Origin of the sequence: Paenibacillus sp. FSL K6-2524 (assembly GCF_038005525.1) — a bacterium.
Classification (GTDB): Bacteria; Bacillota; Bacilli; order Paenibacillales; family Paenibacillaceae; genus Fontibacillus; species Fontibacillus anaericanus.
This window is the reverse complement of record NZ_JBBOSP010000001.1, coordinates 3358953-3371899: the sequence shown is the minus strand read 5'-3', so window position 1 is coordinate 3371899 and position 12947 is coordinate 3358953. Positions and strand designations below refer to the sequence as shown.

The following is a 12947-nucleotide window of genomic DNA, read 5'->3' as shown; positions in this document are numbered from 1 at the left end:
TCAATGCATGAGAGAGAGTATTTCACCTTTTCAATCTGCAAGCGGCAAGCGTTATATGCCAGGACTGGATGGACTAAGGGCTTTGTCGGTGCTCGCCGTCATCGCTTATCATCTGAATTTTAAATGGGCTCAGGGTGGGCTGTTAGGTGTCGGGATCTTTTTTGTTATCTCGGGATATCTCATTACCGACCAAATTATTAACTATTGGGAGCAGCATCGGAGACTGAATCTGCTAGACTTTTGGATTCGTAGAGCACGCAGGCTGCTGCCGGCCATGTTAGGTATGCTGCTATTCGTAGCTATGTGGCTCTTAGTAGTGGACACTTCGAGATTACACGCGCTACAGGGAGACTTCATTTCTTCACTATTCTATGTCAACAACTGGTGGCTAATATTCCACAAGGTATCTTACTTCGAGAGCTTTGGCCCGCCTTCGCCGATCGGTCACCTTTGGTCGCTTGCGATTGAGGAACAATTTTATATCCTATGGCCGCTACTTCTCGTATTAGGGTTAAAGTTCGCACCACGGCGAGGTAAACTCTTCGGACTTATCCTTGTTTGTGCAGCTGCCTCGGCTCTAGCCATGGCCATAATCTACGTTCCAGGTACAGATCCAAGTAGAGTCTATTATGGTACAGATACCCGCGTATTTGCCTTACTGATTGGTGCTGCCCTGGCCGTGTTATGGCCAAGTCAAAAGCTTCAAACTACGGTATCTGGAACTGAACGCCTTGTGCTGGATCTATTTGGGGGACTTGGACTCTTTGTATTGATACTACTAATCTACCAAACTAACGAGTTTGCTGATTCACTTTACCGCGGAGGGTTTGTATTATTATCCTTCATAACTGCGGTAGTCATTGCGGTACTCGCCCATCCGGCCAGTCGTTTGGGATGGATTATGGGCTGTAAACCTTTGCGGTGGATCGGAGTTCGGTCTTATAGCTTATACATTTGGCATTATCCCGTCATTATTCTGACCAGTCCAAACGGAATTACAGACGGAGTCCATGTTCTTCGCATCATAATTCAGTTAGTTGCTAGTTTTCTCCTTGCGGCATTGTCCTACAAGTATGTGGAGGAACCAATACGACGGGGGTCATTCAAAGCGATGAGACAAACAAAGATCACGACGCGGCGCCGTGGTTTCCGACCGGTGTTCCTCATTGCTGTTATTCCGTTAATTCTTATTCCCATCGCATGTAGTAGCTTCCTATCATTCAAGCCAGAATCTGAGACAGTGTTTGAAAGTACAGGGCCTCAGAACGTGAAGGAGGAACATAAAGAGACAGCAAATCAAGCTGGAACAGCAGAACCTAGTGTAACAGAAGAGAAGGAACCCGAAGAACCTTCCACACTTCCTGTATTTCATGATACGACTGAAGCAGAAGACAAGAAACCTGAGGTTACAGACATTCGATCGGGAAAGGGCGTTACAGCTATTGGAGATTCGGTCATCTTGGATGCAGCTCCTTTTCTGGACAAAATGCTTCCGGGCATTGTCATCGACGGTAAGGTAGGAAGGCAGATGTCGCACGCCCCCGAAGTAATTAACCGGCTTAAAGAACAAGGAAGACTTGGAAACCGAATTATTATTGAGCTAGGAACCAACGGAGCTTTTAATAAGAAGCAATTACGGAAAGTACTTCATTCCCTTCGTGATGCAGAGCAGATTCTTCTGATCAATACTCGTGTACCTCGCAAATGGCAGGATACCGTGAACGCTGATATTGCAAAAGTTTCCAGTGAATTTAGTAACACTACGATAGTAGACTGGTACTCAGCTAGTAAGGGGAAGGACGATTACTTTTATAAAGATGGCGTGCATCTTAAAAGGGAAGGTGCCGAGTATTACGCCTCTATTCTTGTAAAGGCCATGGAGCAAGTGAAACCGTAACTTTTTTATAGTTCACAAAACTTTTTCATGCCCACCATACGTCTTACACCTGTTACAACATCAAAGATTATATAGAGAAGGATTGTCGAACATGTTGAATAGGAAAACAGAGAATTTACTAACGCGCTGTATCACCGAAAATAAAGAAAATGTATACCGACTCGCATACAGCTATGTCAGGAATAAAGACGATGCGTTAGATATCGTACAGGACTCCATTTATAAAGCTATGACTCATATAGAACTACTAAAGAATCCTGATGCTATGAAAAGCTGGTTTTACCGAATTGTCGTAAACACATCACTTGATTTTTTGCGCAGAAATAAGAAGGTCGACACGATGGACCATGAGATGATTGAAACCTATAGTCCGGGAACAGAGGATGTGTACTCGGATATGGATTTAAAAAGGACACTCGAAGATTTGCCGGTGAAATACCGAAGTGTGATCGTGCTCAGATATTTTGAAGATTTGAAGATTGAGGAAGTAGCAGAGGTGCTTAACGAGAACGTAAATACGATAAAAACTAGGTTGTATCAAGCACTTCAGTTATTGCGAGTAAGAATGAAAGATGACACCTCAAAGGAGATAACGTAAAATGAATAACAACATAGAACAGCTACAGAAAGAGTATCAAGAGGTACCTATTCCAGAAGAACTAGATATGATCGTGAGTAGGTCTATTCAACAATCCCTTAAGCGAAATAGAAATAAGAGAACAAAGTATAAATGGTTTGCTAGCGCCGGTACGGCGGCCCTTATTTTCCTAATTGCAATCAATGCCAGTACATCAGTGGCGAACGCATTGTCCTCTATTCCGGGAGTGGACCGGATCATCAAAGTACTAACTTTCAGAGAATACATTGTAGAGGAACCAAATTATGATGCTAATATTAAGATTCCCGCTATTACAAATATGGATAACAAAGCCCTTGAACTTGGATTAAACAATAAGTACTTGAGCGAAAACAAGGCACTCTACGACAAGTTTCAGGCAGAAATGAATGATTTGAAGAAACAAGGTGGAGGTCATTTAGGCCTGGATACTGATTATGAAGTAAAAACTGACAATGACCGTATTTTCTCCATCGGCAGATATGTTGTTGAAACTGTAGGCTCATCGTCCATGGTAGTTACATTTGATACGATTGATAAGAAGAACCAGATCCTCATTACTCTACCTATGCTATTTAAAGACAATCAATATATCGAGCGGATCAGCGACAATATTAAAGAGCAAATGAAGGCACAGATGAAAGCAGATCCGGACAAAGTTTACTGGCTCTCGGAGACCGACGATGATGTTCCGCCGACCGAGGAATTTAAGACGATTGCAGAAGATCAAAGCTTCTATATCAATAGCGATGGCAAACTCGTGATCGTGTTCAATAAGTATGATGTTGCCCCAGGTTATATGGGATCCGTAGAGTTTGTCATTCCAACTGAGGCGATTGCTGGAGATCTGGTAAGTGATAAGTATATTCAATAAGTGAAAGTTGGAGGGTTTGGCATGACGATAAGCTTACAACCATATGTGGACGAAACCGTTGATTTGATCGCGTTCCTGACAGGACAGGTGTGGCCGTTCCATGGAACCGCGACAATAACGGAAACTACCGCGCGCGAACAGATCGAGAATGGACGATATGATTCAGGTACCGAACATAAGACGTTCTGGATCATCAAAGATGACTCGGATAAGGTCGGCTTGCTTCGGGTCTACGATCTAGAAGATCCAACGCCGTTGTTTGATATTCGAATTGGAGAGCGGCATAGCGGGCAAGGATACGGCTTACAAGCTGTTAAAAAGCTAGTTGAGTATATTTTCACGAATTACGATGACAAAATCCGTATCGAAGGCAATACACGCGCCGACAACTTTGCCATGCGCAAGACGTTTCATAACGCTGGTTTTGTGAAAGAAGCCGTGCACCGTCAATCTTGGCCTTCAGAGGATGGAAGGATCCATGACTCCATAGGATATGCGATTCTTCGTGGCGATTGGATGGAAGGCACGACCACACAAATTGACTGGACCGATTTCCCTTATTAGGACCGGGAAGAGGAACGTTAATTATAACTATGCATAAAAAGGACGGTATCCCGAAGTCAATCGACTCTTAGGATACCGTCCTTTAAGTTTGTAGTTAAGGTTTAAGAATTAGATTTATTGCGTGTAGTTGTACTGAGATCATGAATTTGCTCATCTAAGACCGTACATGCTTTGCCCAAAAATTGAGTAATGAGATCAAGCTCTTCAGCCGTATAAGAGGAAATGAGATCAAGCATTGCTTTGTTAAGCGGCTCATACGTATTTTTGATCTCTTCTTTAGACTCATATTCTGGTACTATAATCACTCTACGACGGTCAGTGGGGTCGTTCTGCCGACGAACATAACCGATTTTTTCAAGTCGATCCACTAATGCGGTAATACTACCCGTAGCTAGTCCAGTTAATTTGGATAGCTCCCCAGCGGTGATAGGACCTTTTTCGTATAAGAGATCCACGGATATAAAATCATTATTGTATAGCCCGAGAGAGGAAGCTACATTTTGCTGATACAATATCGTTCGGGTTCCCAGTCCACGCATGAGTGTGGTGAAACGTTCCTGTGGATCCATAGTTTGACCTGTTTGTTCGCTTGACAAAGGGAATACCTCCTCTTAAAATGTGAATATCTTGACGGTCGAGATATTAGATAATAAAGATATTTGATCAACGAGTAATTAATAAAGTTTATTCTATCGAATTCATTAATAAATTGCAAAAGGATATGTTATAAGGAGGTTTTTTTGTGAAAGAAGCCATAGTTATTAAAGGAGCGCGGGAGAACAATCTAAAGAATATCTCACTATCAATTCCTAAATACAAACTAGTTGTCCTGACAGGACCGTCGGGTTCTGGCAAGTCAACGCTGGCTATGGATACACTTCAACGGGAATGCCAGAGACAATATATGGATTCGATGAGAATGGCGGCGGATACCATTGGGAAACCCAAGGTCGATTCTATTGAAGGATTATCCCCGTCTATTAGCGTTGGGCAGCATGTCACTAATCGTAATCCGCGCTCGACGGTTGGGACCGTGACAGATATTTATACATTTGTCCGTTTTATCTTTGCCAGATTGGGCGAGCGGATTTGCCCGTCGTGTAGCGGAAGGATTCCGCCTTCTTTTGAGCCCCATGGTGCGCTTTCAGAGGAAGATGAATATCTAGAGCGTCAGACGGTATCCTGTCCACATTGTAAATTAGAGCTTGAGAAATTTGATATGGCGCACTTTTCCTTCAACAAGCCAGAAGGGGCTTGCGAAGCATGTAGTGGGCTTGGGCATGTGGCGACTATTAACGAAGCTGCAGTATTCAATCCTGAGCTCAGCATACGTGACGGTGGTGTTGCCTCATTGAACGCGTTCATCGCGATATTCAGATTCGTATCTTGGTGGCTGCCGGTAAACATTTCGGTTGTGACTTTGACCCAGATCAGCCATTGAAGGATTTAGGTGAGGTTCAACGAGATCTACTATACTATGGTGTCGAAAGTGAGGCATTCAAGCGCCATTATCCTGATGTAAAGCCGGTTCAGGGAACTAAGTTTGAAGGTGTCATTCCAGGTTTATGGCGGCGTTACAAAGAGAAAGAGGGGGAGGCAGGAACTCAGGAGAAAGAAGGAGGCTTCTTTCATCAACAGCTTTGCCCCGAATGTCTTGGCGCTAGGTTGAAGAAGGAAGTTCGACTTGTACAAGTTGCTGGTGCAACCATCTCAGAAGTACTGGAATGGTCGCTCAGTGATTTATTCGAGTGGACGCAAGGTTTGCAGGCAGCACTCCCTACCGAAGGTCTTCACTTACTACAGCCGATCCTTGAAGAGATGCCTACAAGGTTAAAACGGATTATGGATGTTGGACTTGGTTATCTGTCTATGAACCGGCAGACGGTAACATTGTCCGGTGGTGAAACACAGCGGCTAAGGCTCGCTTCACTGCTTGGTTCAGGCCTGACCGGTGTACTGTATATCTTGGATGAACCGACGACGGGTCTTCATCCACGGGATACGGTCGGTCTTATTCGGGTGCTTCAACAGTTGCGAGATTTGGGCAACACCGTCCTTGTTATCGAGCACGATAATGAGATGATGCGCGCAGCCGATCATATTATTGATATCGGTCCAGGTGCCGGATTGCACGGAGGGACTGTTGTGGGCGAAGGTAGCCTTGAGGATTTGATGGAGAGCGAGCTTTCGGTTACTGGAGCCTATTTGAGAGAAGAGCGTCTCTCGAAACCAACGCATGTCCGTAGAAAGGGGAACGGGCAGCAGATCACGATCCGGCAGGCACAAGCTCGTAATGTTGATATCCCGATAGTTTCCTTTCCACTTGGCTGTCTTGTGTCAGTAACAGGAGTTTCCGGCTCAGGTAAATCAACACTTGTCTTTGATATTCTTGCGCAAGGGAACGCGGAAACACATGAGCAAGAGGGATGTAAGGAGATTGCGGGACTTCAGCATATCGGGAATATAGTGATCTTTGACCAATCACCCATGGGGAGAATCCAGCGCTCTAATGTCGCAACCTATACCGATGTATTTACACATCTGCGCAATCTGTTCGCCGGATTACCTGAGTCCAAGGCTAGAAATTTGACATCGAAACATTTCTCCTTTAACACACCAGGTGGGCGCTGTGAAACATGTCAGGGGCTGGGTGTTTTGTCATTAGACATGAATTTTTTGCCCGATCTAGAAGTAAAGTGCCATGACTGCAAGGGTAGACGGTTTACTGATGAGGTTTTAAAGGTGAAGTATGAAGGCTACTCTATCTCGGATTTTCTGAATATGTCGGTGGAGGAAAGTCTGCCGATCTTCAAGATGGAGAACAAGATTGCGGGCCTCGTTGAGATGCTTTGTGAGGTCGGGCTAGGTTATCTTAAATGGGGTCAATCGGTCAAAACCTTATCCGGAGGTGAAGGACAGCGTATTAGGCTGGCGAAAGAGCTGAGTAAACCGACCAAAAACCATACGCTTTATTTATTAGATGAGCCAACAACTGGCCTTCATCCGACTGACATCAAACAGCTGCATACTTTACTGAATAAGCTGGTCGATTCGGGTAATACCGTTGTCGTTGTCGAGCACAGCCTGGAACTCATTCGTGAATCCGACTGGGTGATCGATATCGGCCCAGAAGGGGGCGCATCTGGAGGCCAACTTGTAGCTGAAGGAACCCCAGAACAGGTAGCGGAAGTTCCAAACTCATATACGGGTATGTTTTTGAAAAGAATTCTGGCAGAAGGACTCTAACATCATAGATGATGCTCGGCTCGGTTGTAACTGCAGTGGGTGATGGGCATTGCTTACAAATTTAAGTATCACTCAATCAAGATTTCGATATTAATGTCAATTAATAGTGCACCTTTTAGAATAGACATTGGAGAAACCTATGAGGCAAACCGATGAAATTCTAGAAGGTGCATTTTTTATGGTAATCAATATTAGAGGAATATATCCCTATTTATATTATTTTATCCCTTATGCGCGGATCACCTTTTCTTGATAATGAAGGTGTAAGAAAAACGATCTAAGTATGAAAGACGTGTCCGTCAACTCACCAGGTAATCAAGAAAGTGAAGAAGGGGGGAGCCGCGTAGCACCAGCCAAGAAACAAAGATTTTTGTAAACGCTATCCTTTCTTTATTAAAGGAGGAAAATCAGGAATGATCGTCAACCGTGTTGCGTTCCGCAAGCCATGGATTATCATTTTGATTGCAGTTCTGATTCTGTCACTCCCTCAGTTTCTGGCGAATAGCATACCGAAAGCTCATGCTGCTGTATCCAGTAAGACCATTGTAGGTTACTGGCACAATTTCGATAACGGCTCAGGGTTCATCAAGCTACGCGACGTCTCCACTAAGTTCGATGTCATCAACGTATCATTCGCTGAACCTATATCCGGTGTTTCCAATGGAACTATCGGGTTCACCCCTTACACATACACCGACGCTGACTTTAAATCAGACGTTGCTTACCTGCAAAACCAAGGAAAAAAAGTTATTATATCCATCGGCGGTGCGAACGGTCAAGTTCAACTTGCTAGCACGACAGCCCGCGATAATTTCGTAAACTCCGTAACAGCAATCATTGAGAAATATGGCTTTGATGGTCTGGATGTTGACTTTGAAGGGCACTCGCTTTTCTTGAATTCAGGGGATAGTGACTTCAAAAACCCGACTACGCCGGTCATCGTCAACCTAATCTCGGCACTACGTACGATTAACGATCACTTTGGTACGGATAAGTTCTACCTGACGATGGCGCCGGAAACTTTCTTCGTACAGCTCGGCTATTCATTTTATGGTGGTAGCTGCATCAGCTGTGATAACCGCGCAGGTGCATATCTACCTGTCATCTATGCGACAAGAGATATTCTCGATTGGCTACAGGTACAGAATTATAACTCCGGTCCGATCACAGGACTTGACGATCAATACCATAATATGGGCACTGCTGATTTCCACGTCGCTATGGTAGATATGCTATTAACTGGCTTCCCAGTTGCTAAAAATTCTAACAGTTTCTTTCCTGCACTTCGTCCGGATCAAGTGGTGCTCGGTTTACCAGCCAATGTTAATGCAGGGGGTGGCTTCACATCTGTAGCCGAAGTGCAAAAAGCACTCGATGCCCTGATCAAAGGTGTACAGTTGTCCAGCTACACAACGCGCGGTAGTACAACCGGTTACCCTGATTTACGTGGTGTGATGACATGGTCCATCAACTGGGATAAGTTCAACAACTTTGAATTTTCTAACAGCCACCGCGCTTATTTGGATGCCCTGAGTCCGCCAGTTCCTGACACGCAAGCACCAACGGCTCCTACGAATGTAGTAGCAGATTCCAAATCTTCAACTAGCGTCAGCTTGAGCTGGACTGCTTCTACAGATAATGTTGCCGTTACAGGTTATACAGTTACTTATGGAACGAATACCGTCAATGTGACTGGAACTACCGCATCAATTAGCGGGCTGACAGCAAATACAAGCTACCAGTTCACAGTCAAAGCCAAGGATGCTGCTGGTAATGTTTCGTCCGGTGTAAATATCAGTGTTACAACCGATGCACAAGGTGGCGCGCAAGCCTGGGCTCCTAATGTCAGTTACAAAGTCAACGACGAAGTAACTTATGCTGGCAAAACCTACGTTTGCCGCCAACCGCATACTTCCCTGCTTGGTTGGGAACCCTCAAACGTTCCTGCATTGTGGTTGGTGAAATAATTCATATCTTATGTTGCAATGGTTAGTGAACACCAAAGAACTCCCTTACATCGGTATAACAACCGAGTAGGGAGTTTTTTTACAACTGCAAAGTAGCTATTTTGAAATCTAGATATAACTGTTAATATATAGAAAGCATTAATCTATTCTATCTTTTCTTGCTATATTATTAATGAATGTGAGGGAACTTTCGTGCTAAAGATAAAATGGAATTTACAGATGAAAATATTGGTGGGGTATCTTATAGTAATCATTTTCTTAATTGCTTCAATTGGGATGATACATTACAGAATCTCCGCTATGCAAGCTGAGATCAAAATGATTACCCAACATGATCGGGATATCTCCGACCTGACGAACAAACTTGAAGCGCATGTCATTAATATGGAGACAGGACAACGTGGATTTGTAATTACAGGTAATAATATTTATCTGGAACCATATACACAAGCGAGGTTGAACTGGGAAGATACATATAACTTGTTATTGGACGAAGTAGCTGACAATCCAAAGCAAATTCAAAATCTTAAGTCTATACACAGTCATATTGCTAAATGGATAACAACAAATGGTGACCCCATAATTGAACTCAAAAGAGCAAATCTTGAGCAACTGATCGCCGAGTCTTTTAATGAGAATGTAGGCATTAAGCAAATTGATAATATCCGTGCTCAAGTGGGCAGCTTCCGAGATATCGAAAATGAGTTATCCTCAGCTCGAATCTCAGCACAAAATCAGAATAACAAAATGCTTGTTACTTATTTATATGTGGTTGGCTTCCTGCTCATTGTTTTATCGTTAATCAGTGCTTATGTAACTTCCAAGACGATTGTAAGAGCAATTAAGGACATTATGACTGCTATACAAGAAATCGCAATTAGCGGAGGAGGAAATTCCGGTAGAAGAATTCAAATAAAAACTCAAGATGAGATCGGAGAACTAGGTAAGGCTACGAATGTGCTTCTGGAAGAGCATCAACAACAGAGCATTCTTTTGAATCAAGTTGGGGATATGAGCACTATGTATCATGAAATTAAAGATTCCGTGGAACTTTCCGAACGTTTCCTTGCAAAGTTATCTACTATTATTGAGTTTCAATATGGTGCTATATATATCCAGAGTGAACAACATAATTCATGCATGTATATCAAAACAGCATCCTATGCTGGAGATAGTGGCTCCATAGGTAAGAACTGCTTCCTGCTAGGTGAAGGATTAGTAGGGCAAAGCGCAAAGGATAAAAAAATTATTGAGTTAGATACGGTTCCGCCGGACTATGTAAAGATTGATTCTGCATTAGGAGAGACTTCTCCCCATTCTATTTATATCATGCCTATTGTGTTCCAAGGTATAACGTTAGCTGTCTTGGAAATTGCCTCCTTATATAAATTTACGACAAAGGACAAAATGATTCTCAAAGAAATAGCTGAACCATTTGGAGCCGTTGTGCAAAGTGTATTGAGTCATATGGAAATTCAAAAATTGTTTAGTGAATCTCGTCATCTGAATGAAGAGCTTCAGGTTCATGCTGAAGAACTCGAAACTCAATCCGAAGAGCTACGAAGTGTAAATAACCAATTAGAAGAACAGAACCATTACATCCTGATGAAATCTATAGAGGCTGAAAATTCCCGTATTGAGATGGAGCAATATGCAAGGCAAGCTAAATCTAATTCAAACTACAAATCTCAATTCCTAGCTACTATGTCGCACGAACTCCGAACTCCGCTGAATAGTATGCTCTTGTTCTCACAATTTTTAGAAGAAAATAATAATGGAAATTTGAATGAAGAAGAACTAGGATACGCAAAATATATACATTCGAGTGGACTGGATCTATTAAACTTGATCAATGATATTCTGGATCTTTCCAAAGTTGAAGCGGGAATGATGAATGTTGTGCTGGAACCCGTAAACATAACGGAGCTTCCACATATAATGAACCAGCATTTTGCTTCACTTGCAGAGAAAAAACAGTTAGAATTCAATATTATTATAGAACCGGATCTTCCGAATCTCATAGTGACGGATGAAAGCAGATTACAGCAAATTCTCAAAAATCTGATTTCTAATGCGATTAAGTTTACCAACAAAGGCAGCGTAGAGTTTCGAATCCAGAAATCTGTGAATGACAAATCGGTGTGTAAAGTGGATAGTAATCTTCCACAAGAGACGATCTGTTTTATAGTTAAGGATACAGGAATTGGTATCGCAGAAGCTCATTTGGAGCGGATCTTTGAAGCTTTCCATCAGGCCGATGGAACGATTGAGCGGGAGTATGGGGGAACTGGGTTAGGTCTTTCTATATCTCGGCAACTTGTGAAGCTCTTGGGAGGTAACATTTATGTAGATAGTAAGGAAAACGAAGGCAGCACATTTACGGTAATGCTTCCGATTAACAACAGCAAACTTGATCTTCTAACTGATGTAAACCTAGATATGGTAGCTGCAGCGAAAGAGGAACTCACTTCTGAAGTTGAAGAAGAGACCATCCAACCTCTTTCTTATGAATCTGAAGTATATTCGCCCCTATTTAAAGGGAAACGTGTACTTATTGTTGATGATGATGAACGCAATCTACTTGCCTTAACCCCGCCATTGAAAAGTAAAGGGATGGATGTTATTACAGCTCACACTGGACAGCAGGCTATTGATTTGATTCATAAACAGGACTTTGACATTGTACTCATGGATATTATGATGCCGGGAATGAATGGATTAGATGCAATAAAAATTATTCGCAATGTTCGAACAGAACTGCCTATCATTTCTGTTACTGCAAAAGCGATGATTCAGGATCGCATGGAAAGTCTAGAAGCTGGAGCTTCGGACTTTATTAGTAAACCATTAAATCTTGAACAACTGTTTACTATAATGCGTGTATGGTTGAGTAAATCATGACGGCCGATAATCCAAATCAACCTTCAGCCCAGAGTCATGACTCACTTGAACTATCAGAAACAGACCGTTTCGAACTGAATCTGTTTGTGGAGACTTTCTATAAGTTAACTGGACATGACTTTCGAAATTATAGCCTTAATCATATTCATCGTCGTCTTAAGGTGCGTATGACTAAAGAAGGGCTGCCGACCTTGACCCTATTACTAAACAAACTTATTCATGAACCAGAGTTCATAACTGACATTCTTAGTGATTTCTCAATTCAAGTAACAGAGATGTTTCGGGATCCTTCATTTTTTCATTCTTTTCGTAAAGAAGTCGTTCCTAAACTCCTTGATTACAAACAAATTTATATTTGGCATGCGGGTTGTGCTACGGGTGAAGAAGCGTTATCCATGGCAATCTTATTAAGTGAAGAAGGGTTGTTAGATCGAGCAAAGATCTATGCAACAGATATGAGTCTGGAAGCTATCGAGACAGCCAAGCAAGGTAAAATCCCTCTACAGCGAATGAAGGTTTATAACCGTAATTATTTACTGGCAGGTGGTAGGCGGAATCTTTCAGACTATTATTCTACAGATGAGAACTATGCTTATATTTCGCAGCAACTGGTAGAATCGATTTTTTTTGAAAAACACAATTTGGCTACGGATGGCTCTTTCCAAGCTTTTCATGTGATCTTATGCCGTAATGTACTGATCTATTTCAACAAAGGTTTGCAGAATCGTGTACATCAATTATTTCTAGATAGTCTCCGTGGGGGTGGGTTCTTGTGTCTCGGTCATAAAGAATCAATCTTTTCCAACACCAGCCAAGATATTTATCAGACTTTTAATTATGAAGAAGTCATCTATCAGAAGAAACAAGATTTGTGAGGATTAT

Annotated in this window: 8 protein-coding genes and 1 pseudogene; 8 read left to right on the top strand and 1 reads right to left on the bottom strand. The window is 42.5% G+C overall.

The annotated features are described in order from the left end of the window. Nucleotides 1-7: 7 nt before the first annotated feature. The 4 genes from NST85_RS15390 (at nt 8) to NST85_RS15375 (ending at nt 3951) form a co-directional block, all read left to right on the top strand. The gene (locus tag NST85_RS15390) at nt 8-1897 is read left to right on the top strand and encodes an acyltransferase family protein (RefSeq protein WP_341189719.1); all 1890 of its coding nucleotides are present in this window, start codon (nt 8-10) and stop codon (nt 1895-1897) included. Nucleotides 1898-1988: 91 nt separating this feature from the next. Then, a complete protein-coding gene (locus tag NST85_RS15385) occupies nt 1989-2495 on the top strand; it encodes an RNA polymerase sigma factor (protein ID WP_341189718.1) in 507 nt (168 codons plus the stop codon). A gap of 1 nt (nt 2496) precedes the next feature. Then, nucleotides 2497-3387 (top strand): DUF3298 and DUF4163 domain-containing protein, encoded by an 891-nt coding sequence (locus NST85_RS15380; RefSeq protein WP_127192771.1) that lies wholly within the window; start codon nt 2497-2499, stop codon nt 3385-3387. Between the two features lie 21 nt (nt 3388-3408). Next, on the top strand, nt 3409-3951 hold the full coding sequence (locus NST85_RS15375) for a GNAT family N-acetyltransferase (protein WP_127192770.1): 543 nt from the start codon (nt 3409-3411) through the stop codon (nt 3949-3951). A gap of 101 nt (nt 3952-4052) precedes the next feature. On the opposite strand, the gene NST85_RS15370 is transcribed toward NST85_RS15375, so the two are convergent. Beyond that, nucleotides 4053-4520: a MarR family winged helix-turn-helix transcriptional regulator gene (locus tag NST85_RS15370; RefSeq protein ID WP_170220196.1), complete on the bottom strand. Its 468-nt coding sequence runs from the start codon at nt 4518-4520 to the stop codon at nt 4053-4055. A gap of 173 nt (nt 4521-4693) precedes the next feature. Between NST85_RS15370 and uvrA the strand changes: the two are divergent. The 4 genes and pseudogenes from uvrA to NST85_RS15350 all read left to right on the top strand — a co-directional run bounded on the left by uvrA (nt 4694) and on the right by NST85_RS15350 (nt 12940). Continuing rightward, nucleotides 4694-7197, top strand: a pseudogene (uvrA, locus tag NST85_RS15365) (excinuclease ABC subunit UvrA). 413 nt (nt 7198-7610) lie between these two features. Further along, on the top strand, nt 7611-9164 hold the full coding sequence (locus tag NST85_RS15360) for a carbohydrate-binding protein (RefSeq protein ID WP_127192768.1): 1554 nt from the start codon (nt 7611-7613) through the stop codon (nt 9162-9164). 192 nt (nt 9165-9356) lie between these two features. Beyond that, nucleotides 9357-12065: a response regulator gene (locus NST85_RS15355; RefSeq protein ID WP_341189717.1), complete on the top strand. Its 2709-nt coding sequence runs from the start codon at nt 9357-9359 to the stop codon at nt 12063-12065. Continuing rightward, a complete protein-coding gene (locus NST85_RS15350; RefSeq protein ID WP_341189716.1) occupies nt 12062-12940 on the top strand; it encodes a CheR family methyltransferase in 879 nt (292 codons plus the stop codon). The genes NST85_RS15355 and NST85_RS15350 overlap by 4 nt, the downstream gene beginning before the upstream one ends. Nucleotides 12941-12947: the final 7 nt, after the last annotated feature.

Excerpts from the sequence above, each read along its gene's own strand:
- NST85_RS15380 (WP_127192771.1), top strand. The coding sequence starts at position 2,497 with ATGAATAACAACATAGAACAGCTACAGAAAGAGTATCAAGAGGTACCT.
- NST85_RS15350 (WP_341189716.1), top strand. The coding sequence starts at position 12,062 with ATGACGGCCGATAATCCAAATCAACCTTCAGCCCAGAGTCATGACTCA.
- NST85_RS15375 (WP_127192770.1), top strand. The coding sequence starts at position 3,409 with ATGACGATAAGCTTACAACCATATGTGGACGAAACCGTTGATTTGATC.
- NST85_RS15385 (WP_341189718.1), top strand. The coding sequence starts at position 1,989 with ATGTTGAATAGGAAAACAGAGAATTTACTAACGCGCTGTATCACCGAA.
- NST85_RS15390 (WP_341189719.1), top strand. The coding sequence starts at position 8 with ATGAGAGAGAGTATTTCACCTTTTCAATCTGCAAGCGGCAAGCGTTAT.
- NST85_RS15370 (WP_170220196.1), bottom strand. The coding sequence starts at position 4,520 with ATGGATCCACAGGAACGTTTCACCACACTCATGCGTGGACTGGGAACC.
- NST85_RS15360 (WP_127192768.1), top strand. The coding sequence starts at position 7,611 with ATGATCGTCAACCGTGTTGCGTTCCGCAAGCCATGGATTATCATTTTG.